General features: G+C 73.3%; 14 protein-coding genes. 3 read left to right on the forward strand and 11 right to left on the reverse strand.

The features are described from left to right. Nucleotides 1–295 precede the first annotated feature (295 nt). Nucleotides 296–775, reverse strand: coding sequence for an acetyltransferase (locus tag O4J56_RS28830; RefSeq protein ID WP_270690163.1), 480 nt, complete (start codon nucleotides 773–775; stop codon nucleotides 296–298). Nucleotides 776–977: 202 nt separating this feature from the next. Between O4J56_RS28830 and O4J56_RS28835 the strand changes: the two genes are divergently transcribed. Then, nucleotides 978–2,528 (forward strand): polysaccharide deacetylase family protein, encoded by a 1,551-nt coding sequence (locus tag O4J56_RS28835; RefSeq protein WP_270690164.1) that lies wholly within the window; start codon nucleotides 978–980, stop codon nucleotides 2,526–2,528. A 204-nt stretch (nucleotides 2,529–2,732) separates the two neighbouring features. Here the strand turns inward: O4J56_RS28835 and O4J56_RS28840 are convergent, their stop codons facing one another. The 3 genes from O4J56_RS28840 to O4J56_RS28850 all read right to left on the reverse strand — a co-directional run bounded on the left by O4J56_RS28840 (nucleotide 2,733) and on the right by O4J56_RS28850 (nucleotide 6,872). After that, nucleotides 2,733–4,823 carry a HEAT repeat domain-containing protein gene (locus O4J56_RS28840; protein WP_270690166.1) on the reverse strand — a complete coding sequence of 697 codons (2,091 nt, stop codon included), beginning with the start codon at nucleotides 4,821–4,823 and terminating at the stop codon, nucleotides 2,733–2,735. A gap of 106 nt (nucleotides 4,824–4,929) precedes the next feature. Next, nucleotides 4,930–6,120, reverse strand: coding sequence for a calcium/sodium antiporter (locus O4J56_RS28845; protein WP_270690168.1), 1,191 nt, complete (start codon nucleotides 6,118–6,120; stop codon nucleotides 4,930–4,932). A gap of 68 nt (nucleotides 6,121–6,188) precedes the next feature. Then, complete coding sequence (locus O4J56_RS28850) at nucleotides 6,189–6,872, reverse strand: TetR/AcrR family transcriptional regulator (RefSeq protein ID WP_270690170.1); 684 nt, start codon at nucleotides 6,870–6,872, stop codon at nucleotides 6,189–6,191. A gap of 65 nt (nucleotides 6,873–6,937) precedes the next feature. Here O4J56_RS28850 and O4J56_RS28855 point away from each other — a divergent pair, with 65 nt between their 5' ends. Next, the gene (locus O4J56_RS28855; RefSeq protein WP_270690171.1) at nucleotides 6,938–8,446 is read left to right on the forward strand and encodes a monooxygenase; all 1,509 of its coding nucleotides are present in this window, start codon (nucleotides 6,938–6,940) and stop codon (nucleotides 8,444–8,446) included. Nucleotides 8,447–8,471: 25 nt separating this feature from the next. Here the strand turns inward: O4J56_RS28855 and O4J56_RS28860 are convergent, their stop codons facing one another. The 7 genes from O4J56_RS28860 to O4J56_RS28890 form a co-directional block, all read right to left on the reverse strand. Next, nucleotides 8,472–8,993 carry a hypothetical protein gene (locus O4J56_RS28860; RefSeq protein ID WP_270690173.1) on the reverse strand — a complete coding sequence of 174 codons (522 nt, stop codon included), beginning with the start codon at nucleotides 8,991–8,993 and terminating at the stop codon, nucleotides 8,472–8,474. Between the two features lie 43 nt (nucleotides 8,994–9,036). Continuing rightward, on the reverse strand, nucleotides 9,037–10,116 hold the full coding sequence (locus O4J56_RS28865) for a hypothetical protein (RefSeq protein ID WP_270690174.1): 1,080 nt from the start codon (nucleotides 10,114–10,116) through the stop codon (nucleotides 9,037–9,039). 192 nt (nucleotides 10,117–10,308) lie between these two features. Then, complete coding sequence (locus O4J56_RS28870; RefSeq protein WP_270690175.1) at nucleotides 10,309–11,826, reverse strand: tripartite tricarboxylate transporter permease; 1,518 nt, start codon at nucleotides 11,824–11,826, stop codon at nucleotides 10,309–10,311. 9 nt (nucleotides 11,827–11,835) lie between these two features. Then, nucleotides 11,836–12,477 (reverse strand): tripartite tricarboxylate transporter TctB family protein, encoded by a 642-nt coding sequence (locus O4J56_RS28875; protein WP_270690177.1) that lies wholly within the window; start codon nucleotides 12,475–12,477, stop codon nucleotides 11,836–11,838. Further along, nucleotides 12,474–13,469 carry a tripartite tricarboxylate transporter substrate binding protein gene (locus tag O4J56_RS28880; protein ID WP_270690178.1) on the reverse strand — a complete coding sequence of 332 codons (996 nt, stop codon included), beginning with the start codon at nucleotides 13,467–13,469 and terminating at the stop codon, nucleotides 12,474–12,476. Before O4J56_RS28880 ends, O4J56_RS28875 begins: the two co-directional genes overlap by 4 nt. Before the next feature lie 31 nt (nucleotides 13,470–13,500). Beyond that, nucleotides 13,501–14,793, reverse strand: coding sequence for a glucarate dehydratase family protein (locus O4J56_RS28885; RefSeq protein ID WP_270690179.1), 1,293 nt, complete (start codon nucleotides 14,791–14,793; stop codon nucleotides 13,501–13,503). A 41-nt stretch (nucleotides 14,794–14,834) separates the two neighbouring features. Then, nucleotides 14,835–15,794: a 5-dehydro-4-deoxyglucarate dehydratase gene (locus tag O4J56_RS28890; protein WP_270690180.1), complete on the reverse strand. Its 960-nt coding sequence runs from the start codon at nucleotides 15,792–15,794 to the stop codon at nucleotides 14,835–14,837. A 122-nt stretch (nucleotides 15,795–15,916) separates the two neighbouring features. On the opposite strand from O4J56_RS28890, the gene O4J56_RS28895 reads away from it, so the two are divergent. Beyond that, the gene (locus O4J56_RS28895; protein WP_270690181.1) at nucleotides 15,917–16,729 is read left to right on the forward strand and encodes an IclR family transcriptional regulator; all 813 of its coding nucleotides are present in this window, start codon (nucleotides 15,917–15,919) and stop codon (nucleotides 16,727–16,729) included. Nucleotides 16,730–16,792: the final 63 nt, after the last annotated feature.

Below are 16,792 nucleotides of genomic sequence, written 5' to 3' on the forward strand. Positions count from 1 at the left end.
GACAGAAGTGGTGTCAAAACGGCCGGAATGACAGCACTCCTGTCGAGATCATCGCAGGGAAGGGGGGGCACCGGGGCGGCGGCCGCCACGAACGCGGGTGACCGCGCACCCAGCCCATCGCGCCGCCCGCCCGGACCGCGAGCGGCCGGACGGACGGCAGGCAGGGCCCGGGAACCGCCCCGCTTCTGCCGTCGCCGCTAACCACGGTGACCACCCACACGCCGGACGGCCGACGACGCTGTGCCGAGGGCCGCCCGCCTCCGTCGTCGCCGAGGTCCCGCCGGAGTGCCGGACTTCAGGGCCGGTGAGGGGCGGGCCTGCGCATGTGGATGACGGGGAAGGGGCGGCCGTCGGCGTCGAGGGGCGAGCGGTCGAACGCCTCGAAGCCCTGGCTCTCATAGAACCCCCGCGCCTGCGGGTTCTGCTCGTTCACGTCCACTTCCAGGGCCGTGTGCCGCGCGGCGGCCCAGAACAGGAGCGCGCTTCCGACACCTCTCCCCCGTGCCGAGGCGTCCACGAACAGCATCTCGACGCGGTGGCCGGCCATCCCGATGAACCCGAGGGGGCGGTCCTGGGCGTCGACGGCGACGTGGACGTCCACGGCCGGGAGGAACTCGTTCCTCACCCGCAGCTCGTAGTGGTCCACGTCCGCTTCGCTGAGGAAGTCGTGCGTGGCCTCCACCGCACTGCGCCAGACGGCGGTGAGGGCATCGAAATCGCCTTCGGAGGCCGGGCGTACGACGACCTCCGACCGTGTTGGGGCCGAGTCGCTCATGCCCCCGACACTAACGCCGGTCGCAAACACTTTTCGTGGAACCCGCCCCCTGCGCCGTCACCGGCGGCGGTGCCGGGACGTTCGTCGTGTGGGGCTTACCGTTTAGTAAGTGACGTGCGTCACGTCATGCGCGGGGTGTCGTGGCGGGTACGCATTGTGAAAGATGGGAATGAAAACCCCTTTCATCCTTTGAGGACCCCCTATGAACCCCGCAGCAGAACGGGACGGCCTCGCGCGTCTCCCCTCCCCTTCCCCACGGCGTGCCGTCCGCCCGGGCACGTACCGGAGCCGAGGGCTCACGGCCGCCCTCGCCGCCGGTGCGGTCGCCCTCGCCGGGTGCACGTCCGGCACCGTCGCCGACACCCGGTCGGGCAGTGAGGAGGGGCCGCTGGACGCGGCCCTCCAGTTCACCGCCGTCGAACCGGACGCCCTCACCGGGCTGGCCGAAGAGACCCTGCCGGACGACTACGCGGTCCCCGTCGAGGCCGAATACCCCGTCATCCCGAACGCCGACGCGCTGAACGAGCGCCTGGCCGAGGCCCTGGACCAGCGAATCGGCACCTTCACGGCCGTGACCCCCTCCGCCAAGGGGTTCGAGTCCGACTGGGAGATCGCCGCCGCCGCGGACGGCATCGTGGGTGTGCGGCTCGCCTGGACCGAGCAGGACGCCAAGGGCGAGCACACCGGCTACGAGACCCACTGGTACGACGCCGGGACGGGGCGGGCGGCCTACTCCACCGAACTCCTCGCCGGACAGGAGCAGCTGGAGGCGCTCAACGAGCTGGTCCTCGCCCAGCTGGAGGGCGAAGAGGTCGCCGACGGAGCGCTCCAGCCGGTGCTGGGCCTCTACGACTCGATGGCGTTCAACGACGACGGCGACCTGGTGGTGGAATTCGACGCCGGGCAGCTCGCTCCGAAGAACGAGGAGCGCGTGGCCGCCGTCATCGAGAGCGCCGACGCCGCGCCGCTCCTCTCCGACCTCGGCACGCGCGCCCAGGAGGCCTCCCAGGAGGCGACGGAGGGCTTCACGCTCGACGAGGCGGTCGAAGGGGGCGGCGAAGGCCTCCCGGTGCCGGGACGCATGGAGGACTGGACCGAAGGCGTCGACTGCACGCAGGCCGACACCAAGTGCGTGGCGCTGACCTTCGACGACGGCCCGGGGGCGCGTACCCCCGACCTCCTGGACACCCTGGCCGAGTACGACGCCCCCGCGACCTTCTTCCAGACGGGGCGCACGATCGACAAGTACCCCGAGACCGTGCGCCGCGCGTACGCCGAGGGGCACGAGATCGGCAACCACACCATCAACCACCCCGACCTGACCACGCTGGACGAGGCCGGGGTCCGGGACGAGCTGGCCCCGGTCAATGAGCGGATCCGCAGGGAGACCGGGTCCGTCCCGGTGCTGATGAGGCCGCCCTACGGCGCCACGGACGACACGGTCGCCGAGGTCAGCGCCGATCTCGGCCTGGCGCAGATCCTGTGGAACGTCGACACCGAGGACTGGAAGGACCGGGACGCGGAGATCGTGGCCGAGCGGGCGATCGAGGGCGCCGAGCCCGGGGCGATCATCCTGATGCACGACATCCACGGCACGACGGTCGACGCGGTCCCGGCCATCCTCGAAGAGCTGACGGACCAGGGGTACACCTTCGCCACGGTGTCCCAGATGCTCGGGGAGACGGAGCCGGGAGAGTCCTACTACAGCAGGGGCCGCCCCACCCTGCCCCCCGAGTCCGGCCCGGACGCCTGACCACGGAGCACAAGGACAGGGCCACCCGGACCGGTGCGCGACCTGCGCTCCGGTCCGGTCCTGGGCGCGGGGCCGGTGCCACCCTGTCCCGGGGCTGCGCCGAGACCGTTTGCAACGGTCGGCGCACGCCGACCTGGTCCGGAGCCTCACGGGTGGATGCGGCGCCGGCATCGTGTTCGGCACCGCCGCCGAGCCCGTACCGGGTCAGGCAGGGGTCTCCGCTTCATCGATGGCGGTGAGTGCCTTCCGGCAGGCTCGGAGGAGGTCTTCGTCCATCTGGACGGCGCTGCTGATGCTCAGACCGGAGCGGGCGGTGTGGCGCGAGGGCTCGTCCAATTCGGCCTTGAGGCGCGGTGCGGCCGATGCGGCGGCGGGCCCCAGCTCGGCCAGAAGTTCGGCGACGCGTGTGCGTGCGTTGACGCTTGCGTCCCAGTCGTGGAGCAGCGAGGGGAGGACGTCCCGGGCATCGCCCGCGATGCGCCACAGCGCCTTGCGCGCGAGCCACTCGTTCGTGCCGTCGGCGCCGTCGTCCAGGAGCGCGCGGAGGCGGCCCTCCCACCCACCGGCGAATGCCCCGACCTCGGCCAGACCGAACAGCACCGCGGCAGGCTCGTTCTCGAAGGCCCGGTCCGCTACACGGAGCATCGGCTCGGGGTCCTCCCGAACCGCCCACAGCACGCGCGCCGCCAGGACCGCGGTGTCCGGGTCCTCCCCCGTGGCCAGCTTCTCCAAGGCGGGAACCGCACCGGCCGCCGCGGGGCCCATCCGCTCCAGCGCGCGCAGCGCCTCTGTCTTGGGCAGCTGCCCGACCAGGTCATCGAGCGCCGCAGTGCCCACCTCACCGAGCGCGGAGATGAGCGCGCTGTGGCAGTTGGCGTGGTGCTCGTCCCGAAGGAGGCGCCGGATGGTCGGCAGCAGCGGTTCCAGCCCTGCACCGAACCCGCTCAGCAGGCCGTGTGGGATCCAGCGCGGCATGGCGTTCTCGAACACCCACTCCAGAGCGGGCAGCGCGCGCGGGTCGCCGAGCCGGGCCAGCGCCTCCAGCCCCGGACCGATGCTCGGCTCCTCCTGCGCCGGCCAGGTGATCGACCACGCGTCGGGCACGCCGAGCCCGGCACCGGCGGGGGCGCTGCGGGGCGCCTTCCGCAGCCCGGCGGCCAGCGCATCGGCGGCGGGCGCGGCCAGCTCGTACAGGTACCGCATGGCGTTGACGGCACGGGTGGCCGTCCGGGGCTCCGACTCCAGGGACAGCTCGCCGATGCGGCGGACCAGGCCGTTGAAGTCACCGCGCCACTCCCTCATCAGCCATTCGGCCGGGGAGACCGCGTCCAGGCGGGTCTCCCACACGTCGGACTCCAACAGCCCGGAGCACAGGCCGATCCGGTCGTCCACCCGGGCGCCCAGGGACCTGCTCAGGTCGCCGATGAGCCCTGCGGCGTGGGGCGCGCGGCGCCCGCGGGACTCGCGCTCGCGCTCTTCGCGCAGGGCGCCGATCAGGGTCGGGGTGGAGTACCCGGCAGGCTCAGGGGTGGGCGCGTCCTCGGCGTAGACCTGTGCGAGCAAGCCGATCGCGGTGCCTGGAACGTCGTCGGGGAGCCGGTGCGGAGCACAGCGGGCGACCTCGGCCAGTGCGCCCAGGCGCAGCGCGGCGCCGTCCCCGCTTATGCCGTCCCCACCGGCGGCGACCCCCGCGAGCCACGCCCCCGCCTCGTTGCGGAGGGCGTCCGGCGTGTGCCCCCGCCCGGTGCCCGCTCCGATCCGTCCCACGGCGGTGACGATGACGGCGCGCACGTCCTCGTCGTCCTCGTCCTCCCACCGCTCCCGCAGCGCCTCCAACGCGCAGGGGCCGTCGCTGCGGGGCACCGTCAGCGCCCGGCAGGCGGCGGCCCGCACGGCGGGGTCGCCGTCCGCGAGGAGCAGCTGGAACAGCGGCACCTCGGCGGCCACGGCCCGCTCGGCCCGGGCGTAGGTGCTGTCCTCGGCGGGGCGGTGCCCCTCGTCGCCGAGGCCGTCGTCCCAGTCAGCCCCGCCGATGCTCGCGAGCAGCCCCAGGACTCCGGCGCGCCCCGGAACGCCCGGTGCACCGGCGATCCGCACCAGGAAGGGGACCGCCGCGAGCGTGCACTCGTAGACGTCGCCCTGGTGGTGCACGGCGCCGTACATCCCGTCCAGCGCCGTCTCACGCTCGGCGGGATCGGGGTCGACCAGCCCTCGCAGCAGGTCGGGCATCTCATCCGCCGGTCCGTAAGCGTGCTCCATGTCCGCCCACGGGATGTCCTCCAGCCCTTCGAACATCGCCGCACCTCACCGTCGTCGTGGCCTCCCGGGTGCGGATCCGACGGCGGCGCCCCATCGGGGGTTCCCGCGCGGTGGGCCCTCCGGAGGGGTGAGGGGTCGGTGCCTATCCCTGTCCTGGAACCTTCGCCGGTTGCGGTGGCAGAGCCTCCGCAGGCCGCTTCCGGCGGCGGCGCGCCTTCAGTTCGTGGAGTACCGCCGCCAGCAGCCACAGTGCGGTCAGCGGGATCACGAACCACAGCATCACGGCGCTGAACGGCTCCAGGGCCTCGTGGCCCGTGGCGTCGATGACCAGGTAGGCGATGTAGGCGGCGTAGAAGCCGACGAGCAGCGCTCCCTCCCAGCGGGCCACGTCCGACTTGGTCAGGGCGATCGGCAGCAGCACCAGGGCCACCGCCGCCATGACCGGCAGGTCGAACCACTGGGCCGCCGGGGCGATGGGGATCCCCTCGGGCGCCACCACGGCGGTCACCCCGAGGACGGCGCCGATGTTGAACACGTTGCTGCCCACGATGTTGCCCACGGCCATGTCGCGTTCGCCGCGCACCACCGCGACCACGCAGGTCACCAGCTCCGGCAGCGAGGTGCCGATCGCGACCACGGTCAGCCCGATCAGCAGGTCGCTCACCCCCAGCGCCGCCGCGATCTCGCCGGCCCCGAACACCAGCAGCCGCGCGCCCGACACCAGAAGGGCCGTGCCAAGGACCACGAGCACCAGGTCGATCAGGGTCCGCTTCGCCCGCGAGGTGCGGGGTGGGCCGTCCGGAGCCGACCCGTCCGGGCCCGGGGCGCCGTCGCCCGGGTCCGCGTCGTCCACAGGTGTGGACGGCCGGGCGGCGGCCGCCCGCCGCCGGGAGACGACCACCGTGACGGTGACGTAGGCGATCAGGGCCGCGAGCAGCAGGGCGCCCTCGAAGCGGCCAAGGGTCCCGTCCAGGGACATGGCGAGCGCCAGTACCGACAGCGCCGCCATCACCGGGATGTCGGCGCGCACGGCCTGGGAGTTCACCGCCAGCGGGACGAACAGCGCCGCCGTCCCGAGGACCAGCAGGATGTTGGCGATGTTGCTGCCCACGACGTTGCCCACGGCCAGCCCCGGGTGCCCGGAGATCGCGGCGTCGGCACTGACCGCCAGCTCAGGTGCCGACGTGGTGAAGGACACCACCGTCAGACCCACGACCAGCGACGACATCCCCAGTGTCCGCGCCAGAGAGCCGGCGCCCCGGACCAGGGACTCGCCACCGGCCACCAACAGGACGAACCCCGCCACCAGGGCGGGCACCACCAATGCGCTCACGGGACCCCTTCGGTCTTCCCCCCGGTGCCGTGCCGGCACACCCGTTCGCCACGAGGGCCGTCTGCAGGCTACTCGGTGGTTCCCGGGGCCGGTCGGCGGCGCGCGTCCAGGCCGTCGATGAGCAGGCGAAGGCCGAACTCGAAGAGGCCGGGGAAGTCGGTGCTCGTCAGGGTGGGCAGGTCGGCTCCGAGGTGGGGGTACGGGCCGTTCGCCACCGTTTCGGCAAGCGCGTTCGCGTCCGCGGAACCGCCGTCCTCCGGGTGGAGGGCGGCCTGCTCCTCCAAGGTGTGGCCCACGGTGAAGTTGGCCACGGTGTAGAGCGCCCGCACCGCGTCGTCGTCGCGGAAGCCCGCCTCGCGCAGGGCTCCGACGAAGGTGTCGGCGAAGCCCAGCACGTTCTCCCCGGTCGCGTGGGTGCCGGCGAACACCCGCGCACCGTCGCGGTGGGCGAGCAGGGCCGTGCGCATCCCGCGGGCGAGGGCGGCCAGGCGCTCGCTCCAGTCGCCCCCCGGGGCCCCGGCGGCATCGGCCACGCCGTCCATCATGCGCTCGGCCATCGCCGTCAGCAGGTCCTGCTTGGTCGCGAAGTACCGGTACAGCGCGCCGGCCCGCACGTCCATCGCCTCGGCGAGGCTCCGCATGGTCAGGGCGTCGAGCCCGGAGCGGTCCAACAGGGCGAGGGCGGTCTCCAGGGTGCGCGCCCGGTCGAGCCGCGGGGGCCGGCCCCGGGCCGGGCTTGACGGGGAACTCATGGCCCCGATTATAGTGAACGTCGTTCACGTGAACGTTGTTCATTAAATAGGGGAGGGTGAATCCGATGGACGCCGATGTGATCGTGGCCGGGGCGGGGCCGACCGGCCTGATGCTCGCCTGCGAGCTGGCGCTGGCCGGCGCGCGGCCCCTGGTCCTGGAACGCCGCGCCGAACCGCAGCGGGACTCGCGGGCGCTCACGCTGCATCCGCGCAGCCTGGAGCTGCTGGACCAGCGCGGACTCCTCGACCGGTTCCTGCCGCTCGGCCGGACCGTGCCCGGGTGGCACTTCGCGCAGCTGCCCACCCGCCTGGACTTCTCCGCGCTGGACTCCCGGCACGGCCACACGCTCTTCATCGCCCAGGCCCGCACCGAGGCGCTGCTCGCGGAGCGGGCCCACGAACTGGGCGCGGAGGTCCGGTACGGCCACGAGGTCACCGCCCTCGGCCAGGACGGCGAGGGGGTCGACGTGCGGGTGCGGGGCCCACGGGGCGTCGAGGCCGCCCTCCGCGCCCGGTACGCGGTCGGCTGCGACGGCGGGCGCAGCCGGGTGCGGGAGGCCGCCGGAATCGGCTTCCCCGGCACCGACGAGACCCTCACCGGCGTGCTCGGCGACGTCGCCGTGATCGACGACGACCCGGCGGTGCTCGATGCGGCCCGCGCCCGCGGCGTCCTCGTCGCGCCGCTCGAAGGCGGTGTGACCAGGCTGGTCATGGTGGATCCGGAGCGGATGCGGGTCCCCTCGCGCGAGCCCGTGACCCTGGAGGAGTTCCGTGCCTCCCTGGTCCGGATCTGCGGTTCCGACTGCGGCGTCGCCGAACCCCGGTGGCTCTCCCGCTTCGGCAACGCCACCCGCCTTGCCGAGGCCTACCGCTCCGGCCGGGTCCTGCTGGCGGGCGACGCGGCGCACATCCACTTCCCCGCCGCTGGCCAAGGGCTCAACACCGGCCTCCAGGACGCGATGAACCTGGGCTGGAAGCTGGCCGCCGCCGTGCACGGGTGGGCGCCGCCGGGGCTGCTGGACACCTACCACTCCGAGCGCCGCCCGATCGGCCGGGCGGTCACCGAGAACACGGAGGTGCAGACGCTCCTCGCCGAACTGTCGCTGGTGCCGCGGTACCGGCGGCCCGGTGCGGCGCTCCGCGCACTGTTCGACGAACTTCTGCGCATGGAGGAGGTCAACCGCGAACTCGCCGCCCGCGTGTCCGGGCTCGGCACGTCCTACCCGCCGACCGCCCCCGGGGCCGACCCGCTGGCGGGGCGGCGCATGCCCGACATCGGGGCGGCCGCCGCGGACACGGGGGCGGCGCGCGTCCACGCGCTGCTGGCCGGGGGCGGGTTCGTCCACCTCGACCTCGCGGGCGGCGCCGGGTCGGAGGAGGTGTCCACAGGCTGGGGACCGCGCGTCACCGCCGCCGTCACGAAGGAGGGCGGGCACCCGGACCTGGAGGGGGTGAAGGAGGTGCTCGTCCGCCCCGACGGCCACATCGCCTGGGCCACGCGCACCGCCGACGCCGCCGCCCGCCGCGGCGAGCGGCGCACGGCGCTGGCCGGGTGGGCCGGAACCCCTTCCTGAGCGGGGCCGGTCCACAGGCTGGGGATCACTCCACGGCGTAGGCCATGACGTGGACGGACGCGGTCTCCTCGTCCGGGTAGAGCACCAGCACCTCGCGCTGCACCTTGCCCTCCTCCGTCTCGGCGCCCCGGCAGTGCGTGCTCCCGTCGACGGTGTCCGCGTCCGCCTCGTCCATGCCGAACGTTTCGAGCAGGTCCGCGCTGGGCCCCTCGGAGTCGGTGTAGACGCCCATGCCCGGCCCACCGCAGAACGCCTCGGCGCCCTTGGGGGTGGTGGTGAAGGCGGCCTCCAGGATGTACCCGAGCTCGCCTTCGTCGGGGCGGGGGGCGTCCTCGTCCGGCGTCTCGCCGTTCTCGGTGAGGGTGAGCCCGGCGGCGTCCTCGGGCAGTTCCAGCTTGGTGACCTGGGTGATGCGCTCCTCGTCGCTGACCGGCGTCGGGGAGGGGGACGGGGACGGTTCCTCTTCGCCGGAGGTGCCGCCGCTGCAGGCGGCGAGCGCCACCGACGCCGCCAGGAGCGGCGGGGCGAGGACGAGCGTGCGGCGCATGGCTCACTTTCCTTCGTGACGGGCGGTGCTTCCCCGGCCAGGGTCAGCCCACGGTACCTTCCGAGAACTGGCCGCTCCCCCGGCCCTGGACCCAGAACTCCTGGGCCATGCCGCGCAGGTGCAGGCGGGACAGCTCCTTCTCGGAGTAGGTCGCCCCGGTGATGGCCTCGCCCTCGGAGTCGCGGTCCCAGTCGTAGTACTTCTTGATGTCCGGCTGGGTCTTGGCGACGTACTTCCACTCCCCGCCCGGCTCGTCCGGCGGGTAGACGTCGACCTGTCCCACCTGGCTGTAGCCGAAGCTGCCCAGACCCCGCCACCAGTCGCCGCCGTACATGGGCTCGGCGGTGCCGGGCTTGCGGCCCCAGGTGTTGTACTCCGTGCGCACCGGGATCGTCACCGGGCCGTCGCCGGGGCCGATCCCCTCCTCCTTGGCCTTGTCCACCGCCGACCGGCCGATCTCGGCCTGGTCCTTCTCGAACTGCTCCTTGAACGCGGGGACCTCCTCCATGAAGTCGTCCACGTCCATCTCGTAATCGTCGCCCGAGTTGTTGAGGTAGTGCTCCAGCAGCTTCCCGGCCTGGGGCGAGGGGCCCGCCTGGGCGGCCTTCGCGTGGATCATGGCCTCCGTGGCGACGTCGTAGTCCCGCTGCTCCTCGGGGCAGATCCCCCTGTTCATCCCCCGGACGAACCAGTTGCAGTCGACCGTCTGCGACTCGTAGTCCATCGCGGAGTCCATGGCCGCCGCGTCGTCGTAGTGGACGGGGTAGGAGGGGATCGTGTCGAAGTTGATCGATTGCTGGGGGCCGACCTCTCCCAGGCCGTCCGAGCCGTAGGGGTCGTCCCCGCCGGGCGGCGCCGGCATCATCGGGCGCACGCCGTCGAGGTCCTCGCCCGCGGCGCTCTGCGCGCCCTCCTGCCCGCCGTCCCCGGCCGCCGGGGTGCCGCCTTCGCAGCCCTCGCCCCTCGCCTCGACGCACTCCACGCCCGTGTCGAAGAACCCGGCGACCCGCTCGGGGACGTCGAGGGCGAAGACCGACGCGCCGATGGCCGCCACCAGGAGCAGCCCCGCCCCGTATTCGATCGCGGACGCGCCGCGATCGGCGGGTGGAAAGGATCGGCGCATGGATTTCCCCGGTCTGTCCGCTTTCTGCCCCGTGAGCATTCATGAACACTATTGAGCGTTTTCTCGGGTGTCTTGGGTCTGCGGACCCAAGAGCGCACCCGGGGAGGACCCAATGATCCTTTGTCCCGACAGGCGAATGGGCCGCCCGCGCAACGGTGCGCAGGCGGCCCACCGGCCTCATATCACCCCCGGTCAGGAGCCGACCGGGGCCGCGGGTTCCCGTTCCTTCCTCCGACGGGCGCGGAAGGCCGCCGCCCCCTGGGCGATCAGCAGGACCGCGATCGCCCCGAGCAGGGTGGCGGCGATCGGCTCGCCGAGGAAGCCGCCCAGGCTGCCGTCGAAGATCCGCAGCGATTGGCGGAGCGCGGTCTCGAACATGCCGCCGAGGATGAACGCCAGCACCATCGGCGCCGGCTCGAACCCCGTCTTCTTCATCAGGTACCCGATGGCGCCCATGACCGCCATCAGCAGCATGTCGAAGGTGCTGCCCCGCACCGTGTACACGCCCACCAGGGTGATCAGGATCGCCAGCGGCGCCAGGATCGTGATCCGCACCCGGGCGATGCGCACGAACACCCCGATCAGCGGCAGGCTGAGCAGCAGCAGGAGCAGGTTGCCGAGGTACATCGAGTTGACGACGCCCCAGAACAGGTCGGGGTGCTCGGCCACCAGCAGCGGCCCCGGCGTGATCCCCTGGAGCAGCAGGGCGCCGAACATCACCGCCATGGTGGCGTTGGCCGGGATCCCCAGCGTCATCAGCGGGATGAACGACGAGGTCGCCGCCGCGTTGTTGGCGGTCTCCGGCCCGGCGACCCCCTGGATCGCGCCCCGGCCGAACCGCTCCGGCGTGCGGCTCACCCGCTTCTCCACCGCGTACGACACCAGCGACGACATGGTCGCCCCGCCGCCGGGCAGCAGCCCCAGCACGAACCCGATGACCGAGCCGCGCGCGATCGGCGGCGCCGACCGGGCCAGGTCGGCCCGCGACGGGTATACCCGCCCCACCGGCGGCGGCTTCTCCACCCCGTTGCGCCGGGCGTCCAGGTTGTACAGGATCTCGCCGACCCCGAACAGCCCCATGGCGATGATGACGAACTCGATGCCGTCGTAGAAGGCGTCGATGCCGAAGGTGAAGCGCGGGGTGCCGAAGATCGGGTCCCGCCCCACGGTGGCCAGCAGCAGGCCCACACCCGCCGCCACCAGCGACTTGGCCACGGACCCGCTGCCCAGCGTGGCCACCATGAGGATGCCCAGCAGGGCGAGCACGGCGTACTCGGGCGGACCGAAGTTCACCGCCACCCCGGCCACCAGCGGGGCCAGGAAGGTCAGCACCACGATGGCCACGGTGCCGCCGACGAAGGACGCGACGGCGGCCACGCCCAGCGCCGCCCCCGCCCGCCCCTGCTTGGCCATCGCGTGCCCGTCGATGGCGGTGACCGCGCTGGAGGCCTCCCCGGCCAGGCGCAGCAGCACCGAGGTGATGGTGCCGCCGTAGATGGCCCCGTAGAAGATCCCGGCCAGCATGATGATCGCGGCCGTGGGCTCGATGGAGTAGGTGACCGGCAGCAGGACCGCGATGGAGGCCGCTGGGCCCAGCCCCGGCAGCACCCCCACCAGCATCCCCAGTACGACGCCGATCAGGCAGAACAGCAGGTTCACCGGTTCGAAGACCACGGCGAACCCGTTGAGCACCGGTGTCAGGAAGTCCATGCCCCCGCCCTAGAAGCTCACGATGTGGGGCAGGCTCACCCCGAGTCCGACGATGAACAGCAGGTGGACGGCGGCCGTGGCGCCGAACGCGACCGCCAGGGACACCGGCCAGCGCTCCCGGCCCAGCACCTTCAGCCACAGCAGCAGCAGCGCGACCGCCGGGATCTCGAAGCCGATCCGCTCGATGAGCAGGACGAACCCCAGCAGGCTGGCGATGGCGGCGACCACGGTGAGCGCGCCCCGGTCGAAGCGCTCCGCCGCCCCGGCGGTCTGCGGAGAGGCCGCCAGGATCAGCGAGAACACCGTGACCGCCACGGACACCGCCAGGGGCCACAGCCCCGGGCCGGGCTCGGCGGGCCGCCCCACCCCCAGGGAGAAGGAGCCGATGATCCCGGTGACTCCGACGCCCAGCGGCACCAGGGCCACGGCGGTGGCGTACCGGCGGGAGGGCGGGGCGGCGGGCGCCTGTCCTCCAGGGACCGGCCCGCCGGCCGTGTCCTCCCCGTCCTCCCCGGTGCCCGTGTCCTCGGCCGCGCCCGCGTCCCCGGGGGCTGCGCCCTCGTCCGGAGCGCTGTCGTCCGGAGCGCTGTCGTCCCGTGTGCGGGTCCGCGCCCGCGCCGGTTCCCCCATTTCCCCCTTCTCGGTACTCATGACTCCGCCGACAGCTCCAATCCCAGGTCCTCGGCCATCGACGCGTAGCGCTCGCGGCTCTCCTCCAGCTGCGTGCGCACCTGTTCGCCGTCGGCCTCCCAGGGCTCGATGTGGTTCTGCTCCAGCACCCCGCCGAACTCCTCGCTCGCCACCGCCTCGTCGACGGCCTCGCCGATCGCGGTGTTCACGTCGTCGGGCAGTCCCGCGGGGGCGGCGACGAACCGGCGCTGGTCGACCACCACGTCATAGCCCTGCTCGGCGGCGGTGGGCACGTCGGGGAAGGCCTCCATGCGCTCCTCGTTGAAGACCGCCAGCGGCCGCAGCTCCCCGGCCTCCACCTGGCTGACGACCTCGGCGGCGTGGGCCGCGGCCACGTCCACCTTGCCGCCCAGGACGGCGGTGACCGCGGGCGCGCCGCCGTCGAAGGGGACGTCCTCGGCCTCGGTCCCGGCGAGGCCGAACAGCGCGGCCTGGGCGAGCTGGCCCCCGGTGCCGGCGCCGGCGGTGCCGTAGGTGACGCGGTCGGACTCCAGCAGGTCGTCCAGCGACTCGTACTCGGAGTCCTCGGGCACCACGAGCACGTACCCCTCCAGGGCGATCCCCCGGATCAGGGTCATGTCGTCCAGGTCCACCGCGTCGGGGTCGTCCACCGCCAGCGGGGTGATGGCGAACAGGGACTGCATCATCACGGCCAGGGACTGGCCGTCGGGGTCGCGGGCGAACACCTCCTGCGCGGCGATCTTGCCGTTGGCGCCGGCCCGGTTGACCACGTTGACCGTGGTGCCCAGCGGCTCCTCCAGGTCCTGGGCCAGGGCGCGGGTGATGAGGTCGCCGCTGCCCCCGGCGGTGGTGGGGGTGGTCATCTCGATGGGGCCGGACGGGAAGCCGCCTTCTCCGCCGTCCACCCCCTGCACCGCGCAGGCGGTCAGGGCGAGCAGTGCGGACGCGGCCACAGCCGTGCCGCGGAGGGGGCGCAGGGTGGGAGTGCTCATCGGTCCTCCAGGGTCGGATCCGGGCCGGGGGTCACCAGCGGGGCAGCGGGGGCTGCGTCCAACCGGGGTCGGCGACGCGCATCGCGGCGACGTCGTCCCGGTCGCGGACGCCCAGGCGCAGCCAGCGCTCGTGAAGGGCGCCGAGCGCGTCGCGGTCGAGCTCCACGCCCAGGCCGGGGGTGTCGGGCACGTCCAGGGCGCCGCCGGTGAACCGGTGCGGCCGGGTGATGACGTCCTCGGTCTGCCAGGGGCGGTGGCTGTCGCAGGCGTAGTTGAGGTTGGGCACGACGGAGGCCACGTGGGTCATCGCGGCGAGGCTGATGCCCAGGTGGGTGTTGGAGTGCATGGACAGTTCGACATCGTGGGTGCGGCAGATCGCCGCGAGTTCGCGGGTGGCCTGGAGGCCGCCCCAGTAGTGGTGGTCGGAGAGCACCACCTGCACGGCGTCCAGGCCGAAGGCCTCGGGAATCTCGTCGAAGCCGGTGACGCACATGTTGGTGGCCAGCCGCGCGCCGGTGCGCTCCCGCACCTGCGCCATGCCGTCGAGTCCCGCCGTGGGGTCCTCGGCGTACTCCAGCAGGTCACCGAGGTCCTCGATGACCCGCACGCTGGTCTCCACCGACCAGCCGCCGTTGGGGTCGAGCCGCTGCGGGGCGTCCGGGAAGGCCTTGGCCAGCGCCCGGACGGCCTCGACCTCCTCTTCGGCGGGGAACACCCCGCCTTTGAGCTTGAAGGACGTGAACCCGTACTCCTCGACGAAGCGCCGCGCCTGGCGCACCACTCCGGCCGGGTCGACCGCCTCGCCCCAGTCGTCGGAGGGCACCTCGTAGGGGTAGCCCTCGGGGTGCTCGGCCCAGCGGTAGAACAGGTAGGCGCTGTAGGGGACGCGGTCGCGGATCCTGCCGCCGAGGAGGGCGTGCACGGGCAGGCCGAGGATCTTCCCGAGCGCGTCGAAGGAGGCGACCTCGAACGCGGAGACGACGCTGCGCACCAGCTTCTCGTCGCTGCGGCGGCCGCGCAGCCCGGCCGGGTCGAACTCGGGGGCGTCGTCGGTGAAGCCCGCGCTCTCGTAGGCCAGGTCGCGCAGGCCGTTGAGCGCGGTCACGGGGCGGCCCTCGACGGCCGCGGCCAGGGACTCGGCGGCCTTCAGGTAGACGGAGTCGCCGTAGGTCTCGCCGACGCCGGAGGCGCCGTCGTCGGTGTGCAGCTCGACGATGAGGCGGGGTGCGTAGGGCTGGTGCACCCCCAGCACGTTGAGCAGCGGTGGGTCGCTGATGAGGACGGGGGTGACGGTCGCTTTCGTGATCACCGGGACACGGGGCATGTCCGGTTCTCCTCTCCGCCGGGGGGTGGGAGGTACGGCGCCTAGGCGGCGCCGACCAGGGACAGGCCCGTGTCGAGCAGGGCCTCGAGGCGGTCCATGTGGTCGGGGGCGGGGTCGGCCAGCGGCGGGCGGACCGGGCCCACCGCCTGCCCGCGCAGCCGGGCGCCCGCTTTGACCAGCGACACCGCGTAGCCGGCGCCGAGGTCGCGCAGTTCGACCAGCGGCAGGTAGAAGCCGCGCAGCAGCGCGTCCACCCGCTCCTCGTCGCCGTCCTGGAAGGCGCGGAAGAACGCGGCGGCGATCTCGGGGGCGAAGGCGTGCACGGCGGAGGAGTAGGCGGGGACCCCGATGGCGCGGTAGGCCCGCGCCTGCATCTCGGCGGTCGCGACGCCGTTGAAGAACAGCCACTCGGGCGGGGCGGCCAGGCGGATGCGCTGGAGTGCGTCGAGGTCGCCGTGGCCGTCCTTGAGCCCGATGACCTGGGGGACGCGGGCCAGCTCCGCCACCCCCGACGGGGTCAGCCGCAGTTGCGCGCGCTGGTAGACGATGACCGGCAGGGGGCTTGAGGCGGCGGTGGACCGCACGTACTCGACCAGCCCGTGCTCGGGGCCCTCCACCAGGTAGGGCGGCATGAGCAGGACAGCGTCGGCCCCGGCGCGCGCGGCCGCGGCGGTGTAGCGCGCGGCCTGCGCCCACCCGTGGCCCGCGCCGGCGACGACCGGGAGGGCGCCGTCGGCCTCCTCGACGGCGGCGGCGACCAGGGCGGCGTACTCGTCCTCGGTCAGGGCGGAGTACTCGCCGGTGCCGCAGGCCACGAAGACCGCGCCGGGCCCAGAGGCCAGGCGCCCGCGCAGGTGGTCCCGGAAGGCGTCCAGGTCGAGGGACAGGTCGGGGCGGAAGGGGGTGAGCGGGAAGGAGAGCACGCCGCGGTCCATCGCCGCGGCCAGGGTCCGGGACACCGCGCGTGCGGTGTCCGGCGGAGCCGGAGCGTCCGTGTACATGAAGGGCTGATCGTCTCCCTATGTAGACGGCATTTCGTATGCGATCAGTGTTAGTGTGACCGTGTTCACGTGTCAATAGGTGAGTCGATCCGACGACCGGGGAGAACGATGAGGGAGCGGACGTGACGGCGCGAGGGAACCCGACGGGCGTGCGGGACGTGAAGTCGGCGGCGCGGACGGTCGAGCTGCTGGAGCTGCTGGCCGCCCGCCAGAACCGGCCGGCGCGGCTGCGCGAGCTCAGCGACGCGCTCGGCGCCCCGCGCAGCAGCGTCTACGCGCTGATCCGCACGCTGATGGAGCGCGGGTGGGTGCGGGCCGACGCCGACGGCACGCAGTACAGCATCGGCATCCGCGCGCTCCTCGCCGGGACCACCTACCTGGACACCGACCCCTACCTGCGCATCGTCCAGCCGCACCTGACCGGGCTCAACGGGGAGCTGGACGAGACCCTGCACTTCGGGCGGCTGGACCGCGCCGACATCGTCTACCTGGCCACCAAGGAGTCCACCCGCTACATCCGCCCCTTCAGCCGGGTGGGCCGCCGGCTGCCCGCCTACAGCACGGCGATGGGCAAGGCGCTGCTCGCCGAGCGCCTGGACACCGGGGTCGACCCGCACCTGCCCCGGGAGATGACCCCGCTGACCCCCAACACCCTGGTCGACCACGACGCCCTGGTCGCGGAGCTGGAGCGCACCCGCGAGCGGGGCCACGCCGTGGACGACGAGGAGAACTACGCCGGGGTGTCGTGCATCGCCGTGGCGCTGCGCTACACCTCCCCCGCGACCGACGCGGTGAGCTGCTCGGTGCCCACCCGCGAGCTGACCGCGGAGCGCCGCGAGGAGATCCTGCAGGCCCTGGAGCGGCTCCGGCTCACCGTGGAGCGGATGGCGCCCCCCGACCCCGGCCCCGCGGGCGAGCCCGCCGTCGGCCGCTGACCTGCACCGCCCGCCCCCTCGCGCTTCTCCCCCCCCCCCCCCCGAGCGAAAGGACGCAGCACA

The organism is Nocardiopsis endophytica (assembly GCF_027706725.1).
Classification (GTDB): domain Bacteria; phylum Actinomycetota; class Actinomycetes; order Streptosporangiales; family Streptosporangiaceae; genus Nocardiopsis_A; species Nocardiopsis_A endophytica.

Excerpts from the sequence above, each read along its gene's own strand:
- O4J56_RS28855 (WP_270690171.1), top strand. The coding sequence starts at position 6,938 with ATGGACGCCGATGTGATCGTGGCCGGGGCGGGGCCGACCGGCCTGATG.
- O4J56_RS28880 (WP_270690178.1), bottom strand. The coding sequence starts at position 13,469 with ATGAGCACTCCCACCCTGCGCCCCCTCCGCGGCACGGCTGTGGCCGCG.
- O4J56_RS28865 (WP_270690174.1), bottom strand. The coding sequence starts at position 10,116 with ATGCGCCGATCCTTTCCACCCGCCGATCGCGGCGCGTCCGCGATCGAA.
- O4J56_RS28885 (WP_270690179.1), bottom strand. The coding sequence starts at position 14,793 with ATGCCCCGTGTCCCGGTGATCACGAAAGCGACCGTCACCCCCGTCCTC.
- O4J56_RS28860 (WP_270690173.1), bottom strand. The coding sequence starts at position 8,993 with ATGCGCCGCACGCTCGTCCTCGCCCCGCCGCTCCTGGCGGCGTCGGTG.
- O4J56_RS28875 (WP_270690177.1), bottom strand. The coding sequence starts at position 12,477 with ATGAGTACCGAGAAGGGGGAAATGGGGGAACCGGCGCGGGCGCGGACC.
- O4J56_RS28850 (WP_270690170.1), bottom strand. The coding sequence starts at position 6,872 with ATGAGTTCCCCGTCAAGCCCGGCCCGGGGCCGGCCCCCGCGGCTCGAC.
- O4J56_RS28835 (WP_270690164.1), top strand. The coding sequence starts at position 978 with ATGAACCCCGCAGCAGAACGGGACGGCCTCGCGCGTCTCCCCTCCCCT.
- O4J56_RS28830 (WP_270690163.1), bottom strand. The coding sequence starts at position 775 with ATGAGCGACTCGGCCCCAACACGGTCGGAGGTCGTCGTACGCCCGGCC.
- O4J56_RS28870 (WP_270690175.1), bottom strand. The coding sequence starts at position 11,826 with ATGGACTTCCTGACACCGGTGCTCAACGGGTTCGCCGTGGTCTTCGAA.
- O4J56_RS28840 (WP_270690166.1), bottom strand. The coding sequence starts at position 4,823 with ATGTTCGAAGGGCTGGAGGACATCCCGTGGGCGGACATGGAGCACGCT.
- O4J56_RS28890 (WP_270690180.1), bottom strand. The coding sequence starts at position 15,794 with ATGTACACGGACGCTCCGGCTCCGCCGGACACCGCACGCGCGGTGTCC.